Raw genomic sequence first — 24,137 nt, forward strand, 5'->3', positions numbered from 1 at the left:
GTCGTGGCCGGTGGGCCCGGGACGATGAGGTGGGGTAACCATGAACGCGCCGTACGACGGTGACCGCGGCCAGGCTGCGGGCAACTCGGGGTACCCCGAGGGCCCGCAGCCCGAGCACGGTCAGGTGCCGCCGCAGCACCCCGCGGACATGTACCTCCAGGACGCCTACAGCCAGGACCCCTACCGGGCACAGGACCTCTCCGCGCAGGACCCGGTAGCCGAGGCGCTCTACGACCGTGCCGCCCACCCCCCGCCGCCTCCGGGCACGTACGAGCCTCAGCAGCCGCTGTACGGCCAGCCGCCCCAGTCGCCGTACGCCCCCGACCCGCGCGTGTGGGCGCAGACCCCGGCGCCGGAACCGGACGGACCCACCCAGTACCTGCCATACGGCGACGACCCCCGCACGACCCAGTTCGTGGGCGTCGACGACCTGGTCACCCAGGCCGGCGAGGAGCGCCACGAGCCGGACGCCTTCGCGCACCTCTTCCGGGACCAGCAGCAGGGCGGCCTGCAGCAGGGTGGCTTCCACCCGTCGGTGGAGTCACCGGCGGTGCCCGGCCCGGCCACGGGACCGGCCGTGGGCCAGGCGCCTCCGCAGTACCAGGCGCCTCCGCAGTACCAGGCGCCGGCACCGGCGCCCGAGGCCCCTCCTGCCCCCGCGCCCGCACCGGCGGCGAAGAAGGGCGGCAAGGCGGCGGGGCTGCTGAAGTCCAGCGCCGTGATGGCGGCGGGCACGATGGTCTCCCGCCTGACCGGCTTCGTCCGCTCGGCACTGATCGTGTCGGCACTGGGCGTCGGCCTGCTCGGTGACACCTTCCAGGTCGCCTACCAACTGCCGACGATGATCTACATCCTCACCGTCGGCGGCGGACTCAACTCCGTCTTCGTGCCCCAGCTGGTGCGGGCCATGAAGGAGGACGAGGACGGCGGCGAGGCGTACGCGAACCGCCTGCTGACGCTGGTCGTGGTGGCGCTCGGGGTGCTCACCGTCGCCGCGATCGCCGCTGCGCCCGTCCTGATCCGGCTGCTGTCCGACTCGGTCGCCAGCGACCCGGCGGCCAACGAGGTCGGCGTCACCTTCGTGCGCTACTTCCTGCCCTCGATCTTCTTCATGGGCGTCCACGTGGTGATGGGGCAGATCCTCAACGCTCGCGGCAAGTTCGGCGCGATGATGTGGACGCCTGTCCTCAACAACATCGTCATCATCGTCACCCTGGGCATGTTCATGTGGGTCTACGGCACCGCCGCGGACTCAGGCATGAAGGTCACCACCATCCCGCCGGAGGGCCAGCAGCTCCTCGGCGTCGGCGTCCTGCTCGGCCTCGTGGTGCAGGCCCTGGCGATGATCCCCTACCTGCGCGAAACCGGCTTCCGGCTGCGGCTGCGCTTCGACTGGAGAGGACACGGCCTGGGCAAGGCCGTCACCCTCGCCAAGTGGACCTTCCTGTTCGTCCTCGCCAACCAGGCGGGCGCGATCGTGGTCTCGCAGCTGTCCACGGCGGCCGGCAAGAACTCGCCCGTCGACGGCACCGGCTTCGCCGCCTACGCCAACGCCCAGCTGATCTGGGGTCTGCCGCAGGCCATCATCACCGTCTCGCTGATGGCCGCCCTGCTGCCCCGTCTCTCCCGCTCGGCGGCCGAGGGCGACGGCGGCGCGGTCCGCGACGACATCTCCCAGGGTCTGCGCACCACGGCCGTCGCCATCGTGCCCATCGCCTTCGGGTTCCTGGCACTCGGCATCCCGATGTGCACCCTGATGTTCGGCTCCTCCGGTACGAGCGAGGCCACGAACATGGGCTTCATGCTGATGGCCTTCGGCCTCGGCCTGATCCCGTATTCCGTGCAGTACGTCGTGCTCCGTGCCTTCTACGCCTACGAGGACACCCGGACCCCCTTCTACAACACCGTCATCGTGGCCGCGGTCAACGCGGGCGCCTCGGCGATCTGCTTCTTCGTGATCCCGGCCCGATGGGCCGTGGTCGGCATGGCAGCCTCGTACGGTCTGGCCTACGCGATCGGTGTCGGCGTCGCCTGGAGCCGGCTGCGCAAGCGGCTCGGCGGCGATCTGGACGGATCCCGCGTCCTGCGGACGTACGCCCGGCTCGGCATCGCCTCGGTGCCCGCCGCGCTGCTCAGCGGAGCGGCCTGCTACGGCATCGGGCACACGCTGGGCCAGGGTGTCGTCGGCTCCTTCGCGGCACTGATCGCCGGAGGTACCGTCCTGCTCGCCGTCTTCTACCTGGCGGCCCGCCGCATGCGCATCGAGGAACTCAACTCCCTCGTCGGCATGGTGCGCGGGCGGCTGGGCCGCTGAGAGAGGGGTACGCGCACAACCATCGTCCGCCGCCGCGTGTCGTGCATAGCGGCGGACTGTGGGCACAATTGGTTTCGGCGTCGGACGGCGCGCACGGATGTCGAACGGCGCGCATTGGATGGGGAGGCAGGAACGACGGTGGCAGAACGGAGCACGGCTGCCGTCGACGTGGCAGACAGCGGCGACGAGCCGCTGACCGCACAGGCGGACCAGTCCACGGCCGACGGGGTGGCCCAGAACCGGGAGCGGGACACGGACAGCGACGAGGCACAGGGGAGCGGCGGGACCCAGGGTCCCGGGAAGGCCTCACCACCCGAGCTGCACAGCGGCCACAAGCTGGCCAGACGCTACCGGCTCGAGGAGTGCGTCACCCGTCTGGACGGATTCAGCAGTTGGCGTGCGGTCGACGAGAAACTCCGTCGTGCCGTCGGTGTCCACATCCTGCCCGCTGACCACACGCGGGCCCGTTCCGTGCTGGCCGCGGCCCGCTCCTCCGCGCTGCTCGGAGATCCCCGCTTCGTCCAGGTGCTGGACGCCGTCGAGGAGAACGACCTCGTCTACGTCGTCCACGAGTGGCTGCCCGACGCCACCGAGCTGACGACACTCCTCGCCGCAGGCCCGCTGGAGCCGCACGACGCGTACCAGATGGTCAGTCAGATCGCGTCCGCCATGGCCGCAGCGCACCGCGAGGGCCTGGCGCATCTCCGTCTGAACCCCAGCGCCGTCCTGCGCGCCTCCACCGGCCAGTGGCGCATCCGCGGCCTCGCCGTGAACGCCGCCCTGCGCGGCATCAGCTCCGACACCCCCCAGCGCACCGACACCGAGGCGATCGGCGCCCTGCTGTACGCGGCGCTCACCCAGCGCTGGCCGTATGAGAGCGACGCCTACGGCCTCTCCGGGCTTCCCAAGGACATCGGCCTGATCGCACCCGACCAGGTGCGTGCCGGGGTCCATCGCGGCTTGTCCGAGCTGTCCATGCGGGCGCTCGCCAACGACGGCGCGACAGCTTCCCGTCATGAGTCGCCGTGCACCACGCCGGAGGAGCTGGTGAAGGCGATCGGCGAGATGCCCCGCATCCGCCCGCCGGAGCCCGCGTTCACCGCGCCGCCCGAGTACCAGCGCACCACGTACCAGCAGGGCTCCTACGGCCGCCCCGCGCCGCATCCCGGTGCCACCCAGCCGGTGGCGACCCCACCGCCCCCGCTGCAGAGCCGTACCGGAAGGGCCCTGAAGTGGGCCGTCTCTGCGCTCCTCATCGCGGCCCTGGGCCTGGGCAGTTGGCAGTTGGCGGACGCGCTCATGGAGCAGCGCAACCAGTCCGACGACACCAAGCAGACACAGACCACGGACGGGAACGACAAGAACGGCGACAAGACCAAGCCGGTCAAGACGCTGTCCATCAAGGGCGCCCGGGAGTACGTGGCGAGCGGAGACGCGCAGGCGCCCGAGGACGTCGCCAACACCTACGACGGCAACAGCTCCACCTACTGGCGCACCAATCGCTACAACGCCGGTCCGACGCTGGCCCCCTACAAGCCGGGCGTGGGCATCGTCTACGACCTCGGCTCGGCCCAGCAGGTCTCGGCGGCGTCAATAGGGCTCCGGTACTCGGGTGACCACACGACGGTGCACCTGTACGCCACGGACTCCTTGTCCCCCTCGAAGGCCGTCGCGGGGATGAAGGAGATCGGACAGGCCACGACGAGCGGCGACTCTCTCACCGTCAAGGCGTCGAAGACGGTGAAGACGCAGTACGTGCTGCTGTGGGTGACGGCTGTGCCGAACGCACCGTCCGACGGGTACAGCAGCGCGGGCTGGAAGCAGGCCATCACCGACGTGAAGTTCAAGGGCTGACATCTCACCGAAGGGGGAGGGGGCCGATGGCGGAAGGCGCCGGACACGACGCAGCGAGCGATCAGGATCTGCTCGCCCGTCACGTTGAAGGCGACCCCGACGCCTTCGGTGAGCTCGTACGACGTCACCGTGACCGGCTGTGGGCTGTGGCTCTGCGCACCCTGGGGGACCGCGAGGAGGCCGCTGACGCGGTCCAGGACGCCCTCGTCTCCGCCTATCGGGCCGCGCACACCTTCCGGGGCCAGTCGGCCGTCACGACCTGGCTGCACCGCATCACGGTGAATGCCTGCCTCGACAGGGCGCGCAAGGCCGCGTCTCGGAAGACCTCACCCGTCGACGACACCGAGCGCCTGGAGCAGCTGCTGGAGCCGCACGAGTCAGCCTCGGCCCCCGCGGAGCGCAACGACCTGCACCGCCAGCTGCTCGAAGCGCTCGGCACCCTCCCGCCGGACCAGCGAGCGGCCCTCGTGCTGGTGGACATGCAGGGCTACCCGGTCGCCGAGGCCGCCCGCGTGCTCGACGTCCCCACTGGCACCGTGAAGAGCCGCTGCGCCCGAGGCAGAGCCAAACTTCTGCCTCTGCTCACCCATCTACGGCCGGAAAACACCGGTGAGGGCGCGGAACCCGGCCGAGGACGGAACCGGGCGCAGGGGACATCCGTCCCACCCGCAGCGGGCCCGCACGACACGGGCCCCGGTGATCCAGGGCCAAGCGATTCAGCTGCTGCGAAGGGCGGAGGTGGGCGAGCGTGACATCCACGACAGATACGGCCGGGCACCCGGACGTCGCGGAGATCTCCGACCTCACCGAGGGGCTCCTGCCTCCGTCCCGGAGCGCGGACGTACGCCGGCATCTGGACGGGTGCGAGCTGTGCGGGGACGTCCACGCCTCCCTGGAGGAGATCCGGGGTTTGCTCGGCACCGTGCCGGGTCCACCGCGCATGCCGGCCGATGTCGCGGGCCGTATCGACGCGGCCCTCGCCGCGGAAGCTCTGCTGAACGCCACGGAGCCCGACCGGCCGAACGCGTCGGCATCGATCAGCACTCCCTCCGACAGCTCCGGAACAGACCACGAAGCGGACGACAGCGCGCGTGTTTCACGTGAAACATCGCCCGCCGCCGATCGTCCGGCCGGTCACTCCCGCGGCTCCACTACCGGTCCCGGCCGCAAGACCCGTCTGCGGGGCAGGCGTCGTAAGGCCGCGGTCCTTGGCGCCGCCTTCACGGCCGCCGCCCTGGGAGTCGGGTCCGTTCTGCTGACATCGCTGATGGGCGGCTCCACTTCCCCGACGGCAGAGGCCCCGCGCTCCACCGCCGCCGACACCTTCTTCCAGGGAAAGCTGGAGAAGCAGGTCGAGGGTCTCCTCGCCACGAGCGACACCGGGCGAGGCTCACGCACACCGGATCTGGGCACAGGGGGCAGCCCCGACGTGCAGAGCCCGAAGATCCTCAGGCAGCCCACGGTCCCGGCGTGCATCCAGAAGGGAATCGGCCGCACCGACCCCGCGCTGGTCACCAAGCCGGGCGTGTACCAGGGACAGGACGTTCTGCTCGTCGTCCTGCCCGACGCCTCCAACGCGACGAAGGTCACCGCTTACATCGTGCAATCGGCGTGTGTGGATCACCCGAACTCCGCCAAGCCGGAGATCCTTCTCAAGGACTCCTACGCTCGTCCGTGACAGTCGGGGCGTCGCCTCTGTTCTTCGTGGTATCCCGTGCGATGTCCGCCTCTCCGTGTGCCCGGACACACCGGGAATGCACGCCCCTTAGGATCCGTTGGGTGGGGTGAGAGTTCAGCAAGGCTCCCCCCGGTCGAACGAAGCAGACCAGAGACGAGGAAACAAGCCGTGAGCGACGTCCGTAACGTGATCATCATCGGCTCCGGGCCCGCCGGCTACACCGCGGCGCTCTACACCGCACGAGCGTCGCTGAAGCCACTGGTGTTCGAGGGTGCCGTCACCGCGGGCGGTGCACTGATGAACACGACCGAGGTGGAGAACTTCCCCGGCTTCCAGACCGGCATCATGGGTCCCGAGCTCATGGACAACATGCGCGCCCAGGCCGAGCGCTTCGGTGCCGAGCTCATCCCGGACGACGTCGTCTCGGTCGACCTGTCCGGCGAGATCAAGACGGTCACGGACACCGCCGGTACTGTCCACAAGGCGAAGGCCGTCATCGTCACCACGGGGTCCCAGCACCGCAAGCTCGGTCTGCCGAACGAGGACGCCCTCTCCGGCCGAGGCGTCTCCTGGTGTGCGACCTGTGACGGCTTCTTCTTCAAGGACCAGGACATCGCCGTCATCGGCGGCGGCGACACCGCGATGGAGGAGGCCACCTTCCTCTCGCGCTTCGCCAAGTCCGTCACCATCGTCCACCGCCGGGACACCCTGCGCGCCTCCAAGGCGATGCAGGAGCGCGCGTTCGCCGACCCGAAGATCTCGTTCGTGTGGGACAGCGAGGTCGCCGAGGTCCAGGGCGACCAGAAGCTCTCTGGTCTGAAGCTGCGCAACGTCAAGACCGGTGAGCTCTCGGACCTGCCGGTGACGGGCCTGTTCATCGCGATCGGCCACGACCCGCGCACCGAGTTGTTCAAGGGCCAGCTGGACCTCGACGAAGAGGGCTACCTCAAGGTCGACGCGCCGTCGACCCGTACGAACATGACCGGTGTCTTCGGCGCCGGTGACGTGGTCGACCACACGTACCGCCAGGCGATCACCGCGGCCGGCACCGGCTGCGCCGCTGCTCTCGACGCCGAGCGTTTCCTCGCCGCCCTCGCGGACGAGGAGAAGGCCGAGCCCGAGAAGACCTCTGTCTGACCCCCGTCCGCCCCACGCACCAACCAGTAAGGAGCCCGCAGTGGCCGGCACCCTCAAGAACGTGACCGACGACACCTTCGAGCAGGACGTCCTCAAGAGCGACAAGCCCGTCCTGGTGGACTTCTGGGCCGCCTGGTGCGGTCCGTGCCGTCAGATCGCTCCGTCCCTCGAGGCGATCGCCGCCGAATACGGCGACAAGATCGAGATCGTCAAGCTCAACATTGACGAGAACCCGGGTACGGCCGCCAAGTACGGCGTCATGTCGATCCCGACGCTGAACGTCTACCAGAACGGCGAGGTCGCCAAGACCATCGTCGGTGCCAAGCCGAAGGCCGCGATCGTCCGCGATCTCGAGGACTTCATCGCCGAGTGACGTTTCACGTGAAACACGAATGGGCCAACCCGCAAGGGTTGGCCCATTCGCTTTAGAGCGGCCGCAGCGCCGGCTCCTTCTGGACGGCCCCCAGGAGTCGGTCCAGCGCCATCTCCACGTCTTCCTTCCATGAGAGCGTCGTCCTCAGCTCCAGCCTCAGACGGGGATGCAGGGGATGCGGCCGGACCGTCTTGAATCCCACCGCCAGGAGATGGTCGGCCGGAAGGAGACACGCCGGCTCCTTCCACCGCGCGTCGCCGAATGCCTCGATGGCCTTGAAACCCCGCCGCAGCAGATCCTTGGCGACCGTCTGGACCATCACTCGGCCCAGTCCCTGTCCTTGGTACCCCGGCATGATGAACGCCGTCATCAGCTGGACCGCGTCCGGCGACACAGGGCTGGTGGGGAACGCCGACGAGCGGGGGACGTAGGCAGGCGGCGCGTAGAGCACAAAGCCGACCGGGACCTCGTCGACGTACACGACCCGCCCGCACGAGCCCCAGTCCAGCAGGACGGCGGAGATCCAGGCTTCCTTCTCCAGAGCCGACGTGCCTGCTTTTACCGCTGCTTCACCGCTGACCGGGTCCAGCTCCCAGAAGACGCACGAGCGGCAGCGCTTGGGGAGGTCCTGAAGGTTGTCCAGCGTAAGCGGTACGAGCCGACGCCCCATGAAGGCTGTTCCTCGCTTCCTTCGCCCGCAGCACTGCGAGCGGCTGTCAGAGCGGTCCGTTCCCTGAGCAGACTGCCGACGAATCCGCCGACTGCGCCCAGCCCCAGTCCGGCGCTCACCAGTCCGGTCCGGCTCATCGTTCGCAAGGCCCCCGCCTCTCACTCGGAGATGCTGCCTGGTGGATGCGCCATACCCCAACGCATCGTATCGACGATGCGATTGCCTCGATACTGCCTCAATACAAAGAGCGGGCCGCCCCGGGCTAAACCGGACACAGCCCGCTCTCAGGTCGGCCGAGCGCCCGCCCGGCCTGCCACCTGTCTCAGTCCTCCGTGTCCTCGGAGTCCCCCTCCAGAAGGCTCTTCTGGAGGACGGGCCCCTCACCGGGAGCGAGGCTGCTGAGGATGCGCTCGAGGTCCTCCATGGAGGCGAACTCGACGGTGATCTTGCCCTTCTTCTGGCCCAGATCGACCTTCACCCGGGTCTCGAAGCGATCCGAGAGACGGCCCGCGAGATCGGACAGCGCCGGAGAGACCCGGGCACCGGCCCGCGGCCCCTTGGAGCGCTGAGCCTTCTGCGGCCGCGAACCCATCAGGGTCACGATCTCCTCGACCGCCCGCACCGAGAGTCCCTCGGCCACGATCCGGTGTGCCAGCCGGTCCTGCTCCTCCGAGTCCTCGACGGCGAGCAGAGCCCGCGCGTGCCCCGCGGAGAGGACTCCGGCAGCGACCCGGCGCTGGACGGCCGGCGACAGCTTCAGCAGACGCAGCGTGTTGGAGACCTGCGGACGGGAGCGACCGATGCGGTCGGCGAGCTGGTCGTGCGTGCAGTTGAAGTCCTGCAGCAACTGGTCGTAGGCGGCGGCCTCTTCCAGCGGGTTCAGCTGAGCCCGGTGCAAGTTCTCCAGAAGCGCGTCCAGGAGAAGCTTCTCGTCCTCCGTGGCTCGCACGATCGCCGGGATCGCCTCAAGGCCCGCCTCACGGCAGGCCCGCCAGCGCCGCTCACCCATGATGAGCTCATAGCGCCCGGTGCTCAGCTGCCGTACGACGACGGGCTGGAGGAGACCCACTTCCTTGATGGAGGTGATGAGTTCCTGGAGCGCGTCCTCGTCGAAGACCTCTCGTGGCTGGCGCGGGTTGGGCGTGATGGAGTCGAGGGGGATCTCGGCGAAGTGGGCGCCCACCGGAGGCGCGGGCGTCTCCTCGGTTCCGTGCACCGACGGTTCCTCTGTTTCACGTGAAACAGGCGGGAGCGTAGCCACCTTTGCGGCAGCCACGCCTCGGTCGGTGGCCAGCACCGGGACAGCAGCCGGAGACGTGGCAGCAGCGCCCCCCACCGCGGTCGGCGTCGGCGTTTTCTCGGTCGGGGCAGCAGGGATCAGTGCGCCAAGACCACGGCCCAACCCCCTCCGTCGCTCGCTCACTGGATCCCCTCCACCATGCTCGGGTCGCTCTGTGCGCCGATGTGGGCGTGCGCAGCCTCATAGCTGACGCCGACACCCTTCAACGCGATTTCTCGTGCCGCCTCAAGATAGGAGAGGGCACCACTCGATCCTGGATCGTATGTCAGTACCGTCTGCCCATAGCTCGGCGCCTCGGAGATACGGACTGAGCGAGGGATGCTCGTCCGCAAAACCTCGTCGCCGAAGTGGCTGCGCACCTCGTCCGCGACCTGGGACGCGAGGCGCGTCCGGCCGTCGTACATGGTGAGCAGGATGGTCGACACATGGAGGTCGGGGTTGAGGTGCCCCCGCACCAGGTCGACGTTGCGCAGCAGCTGGCCCAGCCCCTCCAGTGCGTAGTACTCGCACTGGATCGGGATGAGGACCTCTGCTCCGGCCACCAGCGCATTGACCGTAAGGAGGCCGAGCGAGGGCGGGCAGTCGATGAGGATGTAGTCCAGCGGCTGCTCGTAGGCCTGAATGGCTCGCTGGAGCCGGCTCTCCCGCGCCACCAAAGACACGAGCTCGATCTCCGCACCGGCGAGATCGATCGTGGCCGGGGCGCAGAACAGACCCTCGACATCAGGGACCGGCTGAACGACCTCGGCGAGCGGCTTGCTCTCGACCAACACGTCGTAGATCGACGGAACATCGGCGTGATGGTCGATCCCCAGAGCCGTGGAGGCATTGCCCTGAGGGTCGAGGTCGACCACCAGGACACGGCCACCGTGCAGGGCCAAGGAGGCGGCAAGGTTCACAGTCGTCGTGGTCTTGCCCACCCCACCCTTCTGGTTGGCGACCACGATGACACGCGTCTGCTCGGGCCGTGGCAGACCCTCGCCGGCGCGGCCCAGAGCCTCGACCGCCAGTTGGGCAGCACGACCGATTGGAGTGTCGTCCATCGGGGGCGGTGTTTCACGTGAAACATCCTCCCCCATCGACTCGGTACGGGGACCGGGGACCGGATCGGTCATCGGTCCCGCGATGTTGGCGTCGGACCGCAAGGATTCACTCTCCTCGACTTCAGGCTCGCAATGAACAGAGCCTCCCATGTCTTCGGGGTCGTGAACCAGTGAGGCCTGGGGTTCTGTGGAGAAATCCACCTCTGTGGACAACTCCGCACCCTCTCCGAGTGAACCGAGAGGCTTACGGTCGCGGGGTTCGGCCGCAGCGCGGCCCCGACTGATGATGCCGTGCAGCAGTGAGCGACGTTTCACGTGAAACACGATGCACAGCCGACGCGGCCGATCTGTTACGACACTCCGGCACGCGTGGGTTTGGCAGCTTGTGTGGAGTACGGCTCGTCATCAGGACGGATCAGCGGCGGCGACGCGTGCGGCCGGTTCGGGCCGCCTTGGCCCTCTTCGCAGCGAAGCGCACACCGCCCGGGCTCTCCCCGACCTCTACCCGCACCACGGTGGACAACGGGTCCACTACGCCCTCGCCGACATGAAGGATCGACGTCTCCACCGCACCGAGCTTGCTCAACGCGGTAGCCGCGCTCTTGAGTTCCTCCTCCGCGGTGTCGCCCTTGAGCGCGAGCATCTCGCCGTACGGCCGGAGCAACGGGATGCCCCAGGCGGCCAGCCGGTCCAGTGGGGCTACCGCACGGGCCGTCACCACATGGACCGGGGACAGCGTGCCCATGACCTCCTCGGCCCGCCCACGGACGACCGTCACATGGTCCAGCCCCAGCAGTTCGACGACCTCGGTGAGGAAGGTCGTGCGCCGCAGCAACGGTTCCAGCAACGTGATCTTCAGGTCTTCCCGCACAAGGGCGAGCGGGATACCGGGCAGCCCCGCGCCGGAACCGACGTCGCACACGGTCACCCCCTCGGGCACGACCTCGGAGAGCACAGCGCAGTTCAGCAGGTGCCTCTCCCACAAGCGAGGCACCTCGCGCGGGCCGATGAGCCCCCGCTGAACTCCTGCCTCGGCCAGGAGCTCGGCGTACCGAACCGCATCGGCGAAGCGATCGCCGAACACACCGCGCGCGTGTTCAGGCGCAGGGGGGAGCTCCGCTGCCTCCGTCACGGGGACCGTCCTTCCGTACCGCATCGGCGCTTCTCACACCGACCACCAGAACTACCAGGCTGACAAAGATCGGCCCCGTCTGGGCAACAGACGGGGCCGGAGGAACGTAGATACCGAATCAGTTGGGGAGCACGACGACGAACCGCTGCGGCTCCTCGCCCTCGGACTCGCTGCGCAGGCCCGCGCTCTTCACCGCGTCGTGGACAACCTTGCGCTCGAAGGGCGTCATCGGCTTCAGCTTCACGGGCTCACCGGTGCTCTTGGCCTCGGCCGCGGCCTTGGCACCCAGCTCGGAGAGCTCGGCGCGCTTCTTGGCCCGGTAGCCGGCGACGTCCAGCATCAGCCGACTGCGGTCGCCGGTCTCCCGGTGCACGGCCAGGCGCGTCAGTTCCTGGAGCGCCTCCAGCACCTCGCCGTCCCGGCCGACCAGCTTCTGCAGGTCGCGGCCGGCCGTGTCGCTGATGATCGACACGGAAGCGCGGTCGGCCTCGACGTCCATGTCGATGTCGCCGTCGAGATCGGCGATGTCCAGCAGACCCTCGAGGTAGTCCGCCGCGATCTCGCCCTCCTGCTCCAGGCGGGTCAGGGTGTCTGCACCCTCGGCAGCGGCGGAGGTGGTGCCTTCCGTCACGGGATGGGCTCCTTCTTACTTCTTGGACGGGGACTTGGGGCGCTGCGGGCCCTTGCGCTGCCCGGACTGGGCCTTGCTGCGACCGCCCGGGGCCGGCTTGGCAGCGGCCTTCTTGGCGGCGGGCTTGGCGTCCTCCGGCTCGTCGGACTTGATCAGCGACGGCGGCGTCGACTCCTGCGCCTCGGCCTCACCGGCCGCCTTCGGGCTGCCGGACTGACGCTGGGACTTGGACTGCCGCTTGGGCTGCTGGCGCTTGGGGGCGGTCGCGGTGGTGGTGGTCGCCGTGCCGTCGTCGGTCTGGGCGGCGGCCTGGCTCTCGCCCTTCAGCACGGTGCCGTCGGGCTGCGCCGCGAAACCCGCCTTGTTCAGACCGTTGATGAACTTGCGCTCGTGCTCGTTGCGGTCACGGCCCTTGGCCACGATGGCCTTGACGATGGCCTTCTCACGACGGTTGCGGGTCTTGCCGTGGTTCGCGACGTGCTTGGAGAGGCGCTCGAGGTACGCGGCCTGAGCCTTGGAACCCGGGGTCGGGTTGTTGCGGATCACGTACATCTGCTGGCCCATGGTCCACACGTTGGTGGTCAGCCAGTAGACGAGGACACCGACCGGGAAGTTGATGCCGAAGACGGCGAACATGACCGGGAAGACGTACATCAGCATCTTCTGCTGCTGCATGAACGGCGTCTTCACCGTGGTGTCGACGTTCTTCGTCATCAGCTGGCGCTGCGTGAAGAACTGCGACGCCGACATCAGGACAATCATGATCGCCGTGACGACCCGGACGTCGGTGAGCGAGGCACCGAGCGACTCCACCTTCGAGGCGCCGTCGGTGAACTTCGCGGCCAACGGGGCCCCGAAGATGTGCGCCTTCTGCGCACTCTCCAGCAGGTTCTGGTTGATCACGCCGATGGTGTCGCCGGTCGCGATGCCGTTGAGCACGTGGTACAGGGCGAAGAAGAACGGGGACTGCGCCAGGATGGGAAGGCACGAGGAGAGCGGGTTGGTGCCCGTCTCCTTGTACAGCTTCATCATCTCTTCGGACTGACGCTGTTTGTCGTTCTTGTAGCGCTCCTGGATCTTCTTCATCTCGGGCTGGAGCGTCTGCATGGCCCGCGTCGACTTGATCTGCTTCACGAAGAGCGGGATCAGGCAGATACGGATCAGGATCACCAGGGACACGATCGACAGGCCCCAGGCCCACCCGGTGTCGGGGCCGAAGATGGCGCCGTACACCGTGTGGAACTGGACGATGACCCAGGAGACAGGTGTCGTGATGAAGCTGAAGAGGCTGGCAATCGTGTCCACTAATCATGCTCCTTGGGCATGGGACGGTGTCTCTGCGGCCGGGCTCGAAGCAACATTGTCTTCGGTGGCCGTTTCGGCGGCGGAGGGCCCGCCCCTGCGTGCGCGCCAAGCGCCTCGCAGCATTTCGTGCCACCGCGGACGCTTGCGCGGTGGAACATGGTCCACCCCGCCCAGCGACCACGGATTGCAGCGGAGGATGCGCCAGGCGGTCAGTGCCGTTCCCTTGATCGCGCCGTGCCGGTCGATGGCCGTGTAGCCATAGTGGGAGCACGACGGGTAGTACTTGCACACCGGTCCGAGCAGCGGACTGATCGTCCACTGATAGATCTTGATCAGAACCAGCAGCGGGTACTTCATCGCGCGCCCCCTCCCAGCAGCCGCTGAAGGGCGGCATCCAGGTCTTGGGCCAGCTGTGCATGGTCGGCGTCACCCGCACCGGGCAGCGCTCGTACGACTACCAGGCTACCGGGGGGAAACAGGGCGACTCGGTCACGCATCAGATGGCGCAGCCGGCGCTTCACGGTATTGCGTACGACCGCTCCGCCCACGGCCTTGCTCACGACGAAACCCGCACGCGTCGGGGGAGCGCTCTCCCCAGGCGCGTGCGGGTCCGTGGAACCGCTACGAAGGTGGACGACGAGGAGCGGGCGTCCGGCCCGACGCCCTCGTCGTACCGCGGTCGCGAAGTCCTCGCGCCGCCTCAGCCGGTTCTCGGTGGGCAGCACGACGGCATGACCTGACCGGGATCAGGCGGACAGACGGGCGCGACCCTTGCTACGGCGGGACGCGAGAATCGCGCGGCCGGCACGGGTGCGCATACGCAGCCGGAAGCCGTGGGTCTTCGCGCGACGACGGTTGTTCGGCTGGAAGGTGCGCTTGCTCACTCGGGGGCTCCAGAAGAAAGGTAGTTGCGGGGTGCCGTCCTGGCTGTCACCGTGCGCCCACGAGTAGCTCTCGTTACGCCCGAGTGCACCGCTTTCCGATCACCTGACGCGATCTGTGCCCATCGGAGGCAGGCGGCAGCAGCCATCGACAACTCGACCTGGTTACGGTACGCGCGGCTACGCCATCCGGTCAAACCAGGGGTCACGGAGAGACACTGTCCACAGGCTGGGGACAACAACTTGAACCCTACCCGCCGCCCTGACTACCGTGACTGGACTGCGATTCGTTCCCTTATCCCTGGCCCACCCGATTTACATCCCGACCCGTCCCACAACCACACGTTCGTGGGACCTGCGAGAGAGCGTGCCCTGTGGCTGACGTACCTGCCGATCTTGCCGCAGTGTGGCCACGCGTACTGGAACAACTTCTCGGTGAGGGTCGAGGCCAGGGTGTCGAGACGAAGGACGAGCACTGGATCCGGCGCTGTCAGCCGCTCGCCCTGGTCGCCGACACCGCTCTCCTCGCCGTACCGAACGAATTTGCGAAGGGCGTGCTCGAAGGCCGCCTCGCCCCGATCGTCAGCGAAAGCCTGAGCCGCGAGTGCGGCCGCCCGATCCGCATCGCGATCACCGTGGACGACTCCGCCGGCGACCCCCCTGCCCCGCCCGCCCGCACACAGTCTCGCTACGACGACCAACCGCGGTACGACGACCAGCCGCGCTACGAGGACCAGTCCAGGTACGAGGAGCCCGAACTCCCCTCCGGCCCGTACGGGGGCTACGGCCGCCACCGCGCCGAGGACCACGGGCCGGGCCGCCTCGAACCATCGCCCGACAGCGATCCGCAGCCCGCTACGCGCGCTGATCAGCTTCCGACGGCCCGCCCCGCCTACCCCTCGGAGTACCAGCGCCCCGAGCCGGGCGCCTGGCCGCGCGCCTCGCAGGAGGACTACGGCTGGCAGCAGCAGCGGCTCGGCTTCCCGGAGCGCGACCCGTACGCGTCGCCGCCCCAGGAGACGTACGGCGGCCGCCCGCAGGACTCCTACGGCGGTCAGGGACATGACGCATACGGCGCCCCCGCGCAGGACTACCGCCCGCAGCCGATGGAGCGCCCGCCGTACGAGCAGCAGCGCTCCGAGTACGAACCGAAGCGCCCGGAGTACGACCACTCCCGCGGGGAGTACGAGCCGTCCCGCGCCGACTACGACTCACCGCGTTCCGACTACGACTCCGCCCGCGGGGACTACGACCAGCGCGACGGCGCCCGCCGTGACCTGCCCGAGCCGCCGGTCGGCTCCGGGCACGTGCACCGCGGCGGCCCGGTCGGCTCCAGCCTGCCCACCACCGGCGCGCCCGGCCCGCTGGCCGCGCAGCCCGCGCCGGCCACCGGCCCCGGTGAGCCGACCGCGCGCCTGAACCCGAAGTACCTCTTCGACACGTTCGTCATCGGCGCCTCCAACCGCTTCGCGCACGCGGCCGCGGTCGCCGTCGCCGAGGCGCCGGCGAAGGCGTACAACCCCCTGTTCATCTACGGGGAGTCCGGGCTCGGCAAGACGCACCTGCTGCACGCGATCGGGCACTACGCGCGAAGCCTCTATCCGGGAACACGCGTGCGGTACGTGAGCTCGGAGGAATTCACCAACGAGTTCATCAACTCCATCCGCGACGGCAAGGGCGACAGCTTCCGCAAGCGCTACCGCGAGATGGACATCCTGCTCGTCGACGACATCCAGTTCCTGGCGGACAAGGAGTCGACGCAGGAGGAGTTCTTCCACACCTTCAACACGCTCCACAACGCCAACAAACAGATCGTCCTCAGCAGCGACCGGCCGCCGAAGCAGCTGGTCACGCTGGAGGACCGGCTGCGGAACCGTTTCGAGTGGGGCCTGATCACCGACGTGCAGCCGCCCGAGCTGGAGACGCGCATCGCGATCCTGCGCAAGAAGGCGGTGCAGGAACAGCTCAATGCCCCGCCGGAGGTGCTGGAGTTCATCGCCTCCCGGATCTCGCGCAACATCCGCGAGCTGGAGGGCGCGTTGATCCGGGTGACGGCGTTCGCGTCGCTCAACCGCCAGCCGGTGGACCTGGGGCTGACCGAGATCGTCCTGAAGGACCTGATCCCCGGCGGTGAGGACTCCGCCCCCGAGATCACCTCCACGGCCATCATGAGCGCGACGGCGGACTACTTCGGGCTGACCGTCGAGGACCTGTGCGGCACCTCGCGCGGGCGCGCGCTGGTGACCGCCCGGCAGATCGCCATGTACCTGTGCCGTGAGCTGACGGACCTGTCGCTGCCGAAGATCGGCGCGCTGTTCGGCGGCCGCGACCACACGACGGTCATGCACGCCGACCGCAAGATCCGCAATCTGATGGCCGAGCGACGCTCCATCTACAACCAGGTCACCGAGCTCACCAACCGCATCAAGGCCGGCTGACAGCGGCCACCGAGAGCCACTGAGGGCGCCCCGAGGACTTCCCGGGGCGCCCTTCGTCATCTCCCGGTCCCTCGCCGAGGACCTCTTCGATGACTGTCCCTCGTCATGGCGCGGTCAGCCGCTGTTCGAATAGCTGCCGGGTTACGGCCACTCTCCACAGATTCGGTGACTTTTTCCCGTCCACACCCTGGGGACTGGGAAGTTGTCCATACGGTGTCCACAGCGAGTCCTGTTGAAAGACCGTCGGGCCAGGTCAGGTGGTTGTGGATTCGTGGACGAAGGATCTCCACAGACTGTGGACAACGTCGTGATCCACAAGCTGTGCACAAAGTTGTCCACCGACAACCCACAGGCTGGGGCCTGTTGTCCCCAGCGACGGGCCGCTTCTCCACATGGCTGTCCACTGTTCGGCAACACGACGCACCTGATCACCGGCCCGAGTGAAAGGCGTCACACGAAGCTGCCGGGTTGGCCTGTGGGAAAGGTGGGCAAAGCTGGGGACGGCCCTGGGGAGAACTCGCCTCAACCTGTGCATGGGGTGTGCAGAACTTTCTGTTCTCCACAGAGACCCCGGGTTGTCCACCGCCTCCGCCCACAGGGCCGGTGGACAAAATTTCCGCTCTGAGCTGGGAAAACGTAGTTATCCACGGTATCCACAGCCCCTACTACTACAACCAACTAGAGAGAGCTGGGAATCCGTTTCGAAGTGGGGCCTGTGCACAACTCGCTCTTCGGCGCCCGGCTGCCGCTCGTCACGACTTGACCCCGAGAGGCACCTACTGTCAGTGCGGTGCGTCAGACTGTTCCCCGGTGTCCTTCCCGTCACGGGGACCGGCGACACCGAGACAGACGACGAGGGCCAGGCAGAGCGAGAAGCGCCGGCAACAGCAGGAGGCGGCAACAGTGAAGATCCGGGTGGAACGCGACGTACTCGCGGAGGCAGTGGCCTGGGCGGCACGCAGCCTCCCGGCCCGTCCGCCGGCGCCTGTCCTCGCCGGCCTCCTGCTGAAGGCCGAGGACGGCCAGCTGAGCCTGTCCAGCTTCGACTACGAGGTCTCCGCAAGGGTGTCCGTGGACGCGGAGGTCGAGGAGGAGGGCACCGTCCTCGTCTCCGGCCGTCTGCTCGCCGACATCTCCCGCGCCCTCCCCAACCGCCCGGTGGAGATTTCCACAGACGGTGTACGGGCGACCGTGGTCTGCGGCTCCTCGCGGTTCACACTCCACACCCTGCCTGTGGAGGAGTACCCGGCGCTGCCGCAGATGCCGAACGCCACGGGCACGGTCCCCGGCGAGGTCTTCGCCTCCGCCGTGCAGCAGGTCGCCATCGCGGCCGGCCGTGACGACACGCTGCCCGTCCTCACCGGTGTGCGCATCGAGATCGAGGGCGACACCGTCACGCTGGCCTCCACCGACCGCTACCGCTTCGCGGTCCGGGAGTTCCTGTGGAAGCCGGAGAACCCGGAGGTCTCCGCGGTCGCCCTGGTGCCCGCCAAGACCCTCCAGGACACCGCCAAGGCGCTCACGAGCGGCGACAGCGTCATCCTGGCGCTGTCCGGCTCGGGCTCGGGCGAGGGCCTCATCGGCTTCGAGGGCGCCGGGCGCCGTACGACCACGCGGCTGCTGGAGGGCGACCTCCCGAAGTACCGCACGCTGTTCCCGACGGAGTTCAACTCCATCGCGGTGATCGAGACCGCCCCGTTCGTGGAGGCCGTCAAGCGTGTGGCCCTGGTCGCCGAGCGGAACACCCCGGTGCGGCTCAGCTTCGAGCAGGGCGTGCTGATCCTGGAGGCCGGTTCCAGCGACGACGCACAGGCTGTGGAAAGGGTCGACGCCCAGCTCGACGGCGACGACATCTCCATCGCCTTCAACCCGACCTTCCTGCTGGACGGTCTGAGCGCCATCGACTCCCCGGTGGCCCAGCTCTCCTTCACGACCTCCACCAAGCCCGCGCTGCTCAGCGGCAAGCCGGCGGTGGACGCGGAGGCGGACGAGGCCTACAAGTACCTGATCATGCCGGTGCGACTGAGCGGCTGAGCAAACCTGCTGTGGACGACGGCTGGGGGTGTGGGGGTTGTCCCCCAGAAGATCACAGTATGCCGGTGCGACTGAGCGGCTGAGCGCGTCCGTCAGTGAAACCCCAGGTCGGGGCGTACGTCTGAGCGCGTATGCCCACAGATGTGAGCGAGCGTCCGGGTTTAGGCTCGGACGCGGGTACGAAAGTGCCTCGGCACCCATGTGCCGTCCGCCACGTCGCAGAACCTAAGGAACACAACTGATGGAGCTCGGTCTCGTCGGCCTCGGCAAGATGGGCGGCAACATGCGCGAGCGGATCCGCCGCGCGGGCCACACCGTCGTCGGATACGACCGCAACCCGGACCTCGCCGATGTCCACAGCCTCAAGGAGCTTGTGGACAGTCTCAAGGGCCCGCGCGTCGTATGGGTCATGGTCCCGGCCGGCGCCGCGACCCAGTCGACCATCGACGAGCTCGCCGAGCTCCTCGATCCCGGGGACGTCGTCGTGGACGGCGGCAACTCCCGCTGGACGGACGACGAGAAGCACGCCGAGGAGCTGGCAGCCAAGGGCATAGGCTTCGTCGACTGCGGTGTCTCCGGCGGCGTCTGGGGCCTGGAGAACGGCTACGCGCTGATGTTCGGCGGCGACGCGGAGAACGTCGCCAAGGTGCGGCCGGTCTTCGACGCCCTCAAGCCGAAGGGTGACCTCGGCGCGGTGCACGCCGGCAAGGTCGGCGCGGGCCACTTCGCGAAAATGGTCCACAACGGCATCGAGTACGCCATGATGCAGGCCTACGCCGAGGGCTGGGAGCTCCTGGAGAAGGTCGACTCCGTCACGGACGTGCGCGAGGTCTTCCGCTCCTGGCAGGAAGGCACCGTCATCCGTTCCTGGCTGCTCGACCTCGCGGTCAACGCCCTGGACGAGGACGAGCACCTGGACGGACTCAAGGGTTTCGCACAGGACTCCGGCGAGGGACGCTGGACCGTGGAAGCCGCCATCGACAACGCCGTGCCGCTTCCGGCGATCACGGCCTCCCTCTTCGCGCGGTTCGCGTCCCGCCAGGAGGACTCTCCGCAGATGAAGATGATCGCCGCGCTGCGCAACCAGTTCGGCGGCCACGCGGTCGAGAAGAAGTAGTCCGACGGGCTGCACGAGCAGTCCACAAGCCGAGGGAGGTCGGCGACCGACCATGCACGTCACGCATCTGTCGCTGGCCGACTTCCGCTCGTACGCCCGGGTCGAGGTCCCTCTCGACCCGGGCGTCACCGCCTTCGTCGGCCCCAACGGGCAGGGCAAGACGAACCTCGTCGAGGCGGTCGGCTACCTCGCCACCCTCGGCAGCCACCGCGTCGCCTCCGACGCGCCCCTGGTCCGCATGGGCGCCGACCGCGCGGTGATCCGGGCGCAGGTCCGCCAGGGTGAGCGGCAGCAGCTCGTCGAGCTGGAGCTGAACCCCGGCAAGGCCAACCGCGCCCGTATCAACAGGTCCTCGCAGGTCAGGCCGCGTGATGTGCTGGGGATCGTCAGGACCGTCCTCTTCGCTCCCGAGGACCTCGCCCTGGTCAAGGGCGACCCCGGGGAGCGGCGCCGCTTCCTCGACGAGCTGATCACCGCCCGCTCCCCCCGTATGGCGGGCGTGCGCTCCGACTACGAGCGGGTGCTCAAGCAGCGCAACACCCTGTTGAAGTCGGCGGCGCTGGCCCGTCGGCACGGCGGCCGGTCCATGGATCTGTCCACGCTCGACGTCTGGGACCAGCACCTGGCGCGTGTGGGCGCCGAACTGCTCGCCCAGCGTCTCGACCTGATCGCCGCGATCCAGCCCCTGGCCGACAAGGCGTACGAGCAGCTGGCGCCCGGCGGCGGTCCTGTCACCCTGGAGTACAAGCCGTCCGCGCCCGGCGAGGCGCACACGCGCGAGGACCTCTACGCCCAGCTCATCGCGGCGCTCGCCGACGCCCGCAAGCAGGAGGTCGAGCGGGGCATCACCCTCGTGGGCCCTCATCGGGACGATCTGGTCCTCAAGCTCGGTCAGCTGCCCGCCAAGGGCTATGCCTCGCACGGCGAGTCCTGGTCCTACGCGCTGGCGCTGCGGCTGGCCTCGTACGACCTGCTGCGGGCCGAGGGGAACGAGCCGGTGCTGATCCTCGACGACGTGTTCGCGGAGCTGGACGCCCGTCGCCGGGAGCGGCTGGCCGAGCTGGTCGCGCCCGGTGAGCAGGTGCTGGTGACGGCAGCGGTCGACGACGACGTACCGCATGTGCTGGCCGGGGCTCGGTACGCGGTGGCGGACGGGGCGGTGGAGCGCGTATGAGCACCGAGGAACCGGCTCCGAAGGCCGCCGGTGCCACCACGCCCCCCATGACCCCCACGAGCCCCGAGCCCTCCGGCGTCGACCTCGCGCGCGTGGCGCTGCGCGCGGCGCGGGAGCAGGCACGCGCGCGTGGGGACGCGGCGCAGCAGCGGAAGCAGGCGCGGCGCGGGGGCGGCCTGCGCTCCGGCGCGCGGGCCGACGGACGCGACCCCATGGCGTTCGGCGCCGCGATCAACCGGCTGATCACCGAGCGCGGCTGGGAGGCGCCGGCCGCGGTGGGCGGTGTGATGGGCCGCTGGCCGCAGATCGTCGGCGAGGACGTGGCGAATCACTGTGTACCGGAGAAGTACGACGAGGACGAGCGGGTCCTGGTGGTGCGCTGCGACTCCACGGCGTGGGCGACGAACCTGCGCCTGCTCGCCCCGACGCTGGTCGCACGTCTGAACGAGGACCTGGGCCACGGCGCGGTGAAGCAGATCAAGGTGTACGGCCCCGGCGGCCCCGCCCGCCGCTACGGCCCCCTGCGCGCTCCCGGAAGCACGGGTCCCGGCGACACCTACGGGTGAACTCTGTCACATTGCCGACGTCGTTCTCGAGACGTCGGCGGCCTCGTCGTGCCCCCGTGACGCCCTCGCCGTCACCTCGCACACGGATGCGAACAGCGACCTGACCCGGGGGTAGCAACGGGTTGACACCCGGAAGCGCTGAGTGCCGCTGTGAGCCTCTTGGAGCCCCCTTCCACATATCGGGACCCGTCCGAGACCGGTTGAGGGCGGCACATCAGGACTCAGGTACCGGCAAACCCCCATCACTGTCGGCGCTACCGGTAGACTGGAAGACAATCCCGCCCCCACCGTGGGGACCGTCCGGGACAAGCTGAGCAACGCTGATCAAGGCTTACCAACGCAACATGCCGCAGCCGCTCCGGCAACCCGCCGACGAGCCCGGCTCGTGCTGTGCCAGAAAGGGCGCTTCGTGGCCGATTCCGGCAACCCCAACGAGAACATCCCGTCCACCGACGCCGGCGCCAACGGCGCGGTGACCCCGTCGCACAGCGAGGTCACCGCCTCCTACGACGCCAGCGCCATCACCGTCCTCGAGGGTCTGGACGCGGTCCGCAAGCGACCCGGTATGTACATCGGTTCCACCGGTGAGCGCGGCCTGCACCACCTCGTCTACGAGGTCGTCGACAACTCCGTCGACGAGGCCCTGGCCGGGCACGCGGACACGATCGACGTGACGATCCTCGCCGACGGCGGCGTTCGCGTCGTCGACAACGGCCGTGGCATCCCGGTGGGCATCGTCCCGTCCGAGGGCAAGCCGGCCGTCGAGGTCGTGCTGACCGTGCTGCACGCGGGCGGCAAGTTCGGCGGCGGCGGCTACGCGGTCTCCGGTGGTCTGCACGGCGTCGGCGTCTCGGTCGTGAACGCCCTGTCCAGCAAGGTCTCGGTCGAGGTCAGGACCGACGGCCACCGCTGGACGCAGGACTACAAGATGGGCGTCCCGACCGCCCCGCTCGCCAAGCACGAGGCCATCGAGAAGACCGGCACGTCGGTCACCTTCTGGGCCGACGGCGACATCTTCGAGACCACCGACTACTCCTTCGAGACGCTCTCGCGGCGTTTCCAGGAGATGGCGTTCCTCAACAAGGGTTTGACGATCAAACTCACCGACGAGCGCGAGTCGGCGAAGGCCGTGACCGGTGCCGACGAGGCCGGTGCGGACGCGAAGGACGAGGTCAAGACCGTCACGTACCACTACGAGGGCGGCATCGTCGACTTCGTGAAGTACCTCAACTCCCGCAAGGGAGAGGCGGTCCACCCCTCCGTCATCGACCTGGAGGCCGAGGACAAGGACCGGAGCCTGTCCCTCGAGGTCGCGATGCAGTGGAACGGCGGCTACACCGAGGGTGTCTACTCGTTCGCCAACATCATCCACACGCACGAGGGCGGTACGCACGAAGAGGGCTTCCGCGCGGCGCTGACGAACCTGATCAACAAGTACGCGCGCGACAAGAAGCTCCTGCGGGACAAGGACGACAACCTCACGGGTGACGACATCCGAGAGGGTCTGACCGCGATCATCTCGGTCAAGCTGAGCGAGCCCCAGTTCGAGGGCCAGACCAAGACCAAGCTGGGCAACACGGAGGCCAAGACCTTCGTCCAGAAGGCGGTCTACGAGCACCTCAACGACTGGCTGGACCGCAACCCGGTCGAGGCGGCGGACATCGTCCGCAAGGGCATCCAGGCGGCCACCGCGCGCGTGGCGGCCCGCAAGGCGCGTGACCTCACACGTCGCAAGGGCCTGCTCGAGTCGGCCTCCCTGCCGGGCAAGCTCTCCGACTGCCAGTCCAACGACCCCATCAAGTGCGAGATCTTCATCGTCGAGGGTGACTCCGCCGGCGGCTCGGCCAAGTCCGGCCGCAACCCGGAGTACCAGGCGATCCTCCCGATCCGCGGCAAGATCCTGAACGTCGAGAAGGCCAGGATCGACAAGATCCTGCAGAACCAGGAGATCCAGGCCCTGATCTCCGCCTTCGGCACGGGTGTGCACGAGGACTTCGACATCGAGAAGCTCCGCTATCACAAGATCATCCTGATGGCGGACGCCGACGTCGACGGTCAGCACATCAGCACCCTGCTGCTCACCTTCCTGTTCCGCTTCATGCGGCCGCTGGTCGAGGCCGGGCACGTGTACCTCTCCCGTCCGCCGCTGTACAAGATCAAGTGGGGCCGGGACGACATCGAGTACGCGTACTCGGACCGCGAACGCGACGCGTTGATCGAGATGGGCCGCCAGCGTGGCAAGCGCATCCGTGAGGACTCGATCCAGCGCTTCAAGGGTCTCGGTGAGATGAACGCCGAGGAACTGCGCGTGACCACGATGGACCAGGAGCACCGGGTCCTCGGTCAGGTCACCCTCGACGACGCCGCCCAGGCCGACGACCTGTTCTCGGTCCTCATGGGTGAGGACGTCGAGGCCCGCCGCCAGTTCATCCAGCGCAACGCCAAGGACGTCCGCTTCCTCGACATCTGAGTCGGTCTCAGCTGACCGCA

At 68.5% G+C, this 24,137-nt stretch carries 21 protein-coding genes; 12 read left to right on the plus strand and 9 right to left on the minus strand.

The genetic code is table 11. The annotated features are described in order from the left end of the window. Positions 1–40 precede the first annotated feature (40 nt). From murJ to trxA, 6 genes are all read left to right on the plus strand, one after another. Positions 41–2,314 carry a murein biosynthesis integral membrane protein MurJ gene (gene murJ, locus IG99_RS17110; protein WP_037674869.1) on the plus strand — a complete coding sequence of 758 codons (2,274 nt, stop codon included), beginning with the start codon at positions 41–43 and terminating at the stop codon, positions 2,312–2,314. Positions 2,315–2,452: 138 nt separating this feature from the next. Then, positions 2,453–4,168 carry a protein kinase family protein gene (locus IG99_RS17115; protein ID WP_037674871.1) on the plus strand — a complete coding sequence of 572 codons (1,716 nt, stop codon included), beginning with the start codon at positions 2,453–2,455 and terminating at the stop codon, positions 4,166–4,168. A gap of 26 nt (positions 4,169–4,194) precedes the next feature. After that, positions 4,195–4,920, plus strand: a complete 726-nt coding sequence (gene sigM, locus IG99_RS17120) for an RNA polymerase sigma factor SigM (protein ID WP_037674873.1) — start codon at positions 4,195–4,197, stop codon at positions 4,918–4,920. Next, the gene (locus IG99_RS17125) at positions 4,917–5,846 is read left to right on the plus strand and encodes a membrane protein (protein WP_037674875.1); all 930 of its coding nucleotides are present in this window, start codon (positions 4,917–4,919) and stop codon (positions 5,844–5,846) included. Before sigM ends, IG99_RS17125 begins: the two co-directional genes overlap by 4 nt. 168 nt (positions 5,847–6,014) lie before the next feature. Further along, on the plus strand, positions 6,015–6,983 hold the full coding sequence (gene trxB / locus IG99_RS17130; protein WP_037674876.1) for a thioredoxin-disulfide reductase: 969 nt from the start codon (positions 6,015–6,017) through the stop codon (positions 6,981–6,983). Positions 6,984–7,023: 40 nt separating this feature from the next. Continuing rightward, entirely contained in the window at positions 7,024–7,356 is a 333-nt protein-coding gene (gene trxA, locus IG99_RS17135; protein WP_037674879.1) for a thioredoxin, read from the plus strand. 52 nt (positions 7,357–7,408) lie between these two features. On the opposite strand, the gene IG99_RS17140 is transcribed toward trxA, so the two are convergent. The 9 genes from IG99_RS17140 to rpmH all read right to left on the minus strand — a co-directional run bounded on the left by IG99_RS17140 (position 7,409) and on the right by rpmH (position 14,321). Continuing rightward, positions 7,409–8,026, minus strand: coding sequence for a GNAT family N-acetyltransferase (locus IG99_RS17140; protein ID WP_037674881.1), 618 nt, complete (start codon positions 8,024–8,026; stop codon positions 7,409–7,411). A gap of 322 nt (positions 8,027–8,348) precedes the next feature. Beyond that, a complete protein-coding gene (locus IG99_RS17145) occupies positions 8,349–9,449 on the minus strand; it encodes a ParB/RepB/Spo0J family partition protein (protein ID WP_037674883.1) in 1,101 nt (366 codons plus the stop codon). Beyond that, a complete protein-coding gene (locus IG99_RS17150) occupies positions 9,446–10,519 on the minus strand; it encodes a ParA family protein (protein WP_078947772.1) in 1,074 nt (357 codons plus the stop codon). Before IG99_RS17150 ends, IG99_RS17145 begins: the two co-directional genes overlap by 4 nt. 265 nt (positions 10,520–10,784) lie before the next feature. Further along, positions 10,785–11,501: a 16S rRNA (guanine(527)-N(7))-methyltransferase RsmG gene (gene rsmG / locus IG99_RS17155; RefSeq protein ID WP_037674887.1), complete on the minus strand. Its 717-nt coding sequence runs from the start codon at positions 11,499–11,501 to the stop codon at positions 10,785–10,787. Between the two features lie 118 nt (positions 11,502–11,619). Beyond that, positions 11,620–12,132: a Jag family protein gene (locus tag IG99_RS17160; RefSeq protein WP_037674888.1), complete on the minus strand. Its 513-nt coding sequence runs from the start codon at positions 12,130–12,132 to the stop codon at positions 11,620–11,622. Between the two features lie 15 nt (positions 12,133–12,147). Further along, positions 12,148–13,437, minus strand: coding sequence for a membrane protein insertase YidC (gene yidC / locus IG99_RS17165; protein WP_037674889.1), 1,290 nt, complete (start codon positions 13,435–13,437; stop codon positions 12,148–12,150). Between the two features lie 3 nt (positions 13,438–13,440). Next, on the minus strand, positions 13,441–13,794 hold the full coding sequence (gene yidD / locus IG99_RS45505) for a membrane protein insertion efficiency factor YidD (RefSeq protein WP_078947755.1): 354 nt from the start codon (positions 13,792–13,794) through the stop codon (positions 13,441–13,443). Continuing rightward, positions 13,791–14,162, minus strand: a complete 372-nt coding sequence (gene rnpA, locus IG99_RS45510) for a ribonuclease P protein component (protein WP_078947756.1) — start codon at positions 14,160–14,162, stop codon at positions 13,791–13,793. Before rnpA ends, yidD begins: the two co-directional genes overlap by 4 nt. Positions 14,163–14,183: 21 nt before the next feature. Then, on the minus strand, positions 14,184–14,321 hold the full coding sequence (rpmH, locus tag IG99_RS45515; RefSeq protein WP_003956500.1) for a 50S ribosomal protein L34: 138 nt from the start codon (positions 14,319–14,321) through the stop codon (positions 14,184–14,186). Between the two features lie 371 nt (positions 14,322–14,692). Between rpmH and dnaA the strand changes: the two genes are divergently transcribed. From dnaA to gyrB, 6 genes are all read left to right on the plus strand, one after another. Next, positions 14,693–16,756, plus strand: a complete 2,064-nt coding sequence (gene dnaA, locus IG99_RS17175; RefSeq protein ID WP_037674890.1) for a chromosomal replication initiator protein DnaA — start codon at positions 14,693–14,695, stop codon at positions 16,754–16,756. A gap of 903 nt (positions 16,757–17,659) precedes the next feature. Continuing rightward, positions 17,660–18,790, plus strand: a complete 1,131-nt coding sequence (gene dnaN / locus IG99_RS17180; RefSeq protein ID WP_037674891.1) for a DNA polymerase III subunit beta — start codon at positions 17,660–17,662, stop codon at positions 18,788–18,790. Positions 18,791–19,031: 241 nt separating this feature from the next. Beyond that, positions 19,032–19,907, plus strand: a complete 876-nt coding sequence (gnd, locus tag IG99_RS17185; protein ID WP_037674892.1) for a phosphogluconate dehydrogenase (NAD(+)-dependent, decarboxylating) — start codon at positions 19,032–19,034, stop codon at positions 19,905–19,907. 52 nt (positions 19,908–19,959) lie between these two features. After that, the gene (gene recF / locus IG99_RS17190; protein WP_037674894.1) at positions 19,960–21,081 is read left to right on the plus strand and encodes a DNA replication/repair protein RecF; all 1,122 of its coding nucleotides are present in this window, start codon (positions 19,960–19,962) and stop codon (positions 21,079–21,081) included. Further along, complete coding sequence (locus IG99_RS17195; protein ID WP_051865480.1) at positions 21,078–21,647, plus strand: DciA family protein; 570 nt, start codon at positions 21,078–21,080, stop codon at positions 21,645–21,647. The genes recF and IG99_RS17195 overlap by 4 nt, the downstream gene beginning before the upstream one ends. A 409-nt stretch (positions 21,648–22,056) precedes the next feature. After that, complete coding sequence (gene gyrB / locus IG99_RS17200) at positions 22,057–24,117, plus strand: DNA topoisomerase (ATP-hydrolyzing) subunit B (protein ID WP_107055952.1); 2,061 nt, start codon at positions 22,057–22,059, stop codon at positions 24,115–24,117. Positions 24,118–24,137: the final 20 nt, after the last annotated feature.

Source organism: Streptomyces griseus subsp. griseus (assembly GCF_000720255.1).
GTDB lineage: Bacteria > Actinomycetota > Actinomycetes > Streptomycetales > Streptomycetaceae > Streptomyces > Streptomyces griseus_I.

Excerpts from the sequence above, each read along its gene's own strand:
- murJ (WP_037674869.1), top strand. The coding sequence starts at position 41 with ATGAACGCGCCGTACGACGGTGACCGCGGCCAGGCTGCGGGCAACTCG.
- sigM (WP_037674873.1), top strand. The coding sequence starts at position 4,195 with ATGGCGGAAGGCGCCGGACACGACGCAGCGAGCGATCAGGATCTGCTC.
- IG99_RS17140 (WP_037674881.1), bottom strand. The coding sequence starts at position 8,026 with ATGGGGCGTCGGCTCGTACCGCTTACGCTGGACAACCTTCAGGACCTC.
- IG99_RS17150 (WP_078947772.1), bottom strand. The coding sequence starts at position 10,519 with ATGGGAGGCTCTGTTCATTGCGAGCCTGAAGTCGAGGAGAGTGAATCC.
- yidD (WP_078947755.1), bottom strand. The coding sequence starts at position 13,794 with ATGAAGTACCCGCTGCTGGTTCTGATCAAGATCTATCAGTGGACGATC.
- gnd (WP_037674892.1), top strand. The coding sequence starts at position 19,032 with ATGGAGCTCGGTCTCGTCGGCCTCGGCAAGATGGGCGGCAACATGCGC.
- recF (WP_037674894.1), top strand. The coding sequence starts at position 19,960 with ATGCACGTCACGCATCTGTCGCTGGCCGACTTCCGCTCGTACGCCCGG.
- IG99_RS17195 (WP_051865480.1), top strand. The coding sequence starts at position 21,078 with ATGAGCACCGAGGAACCGGCTCCGAAGGCCGCCGGTGCCACCACGCCC.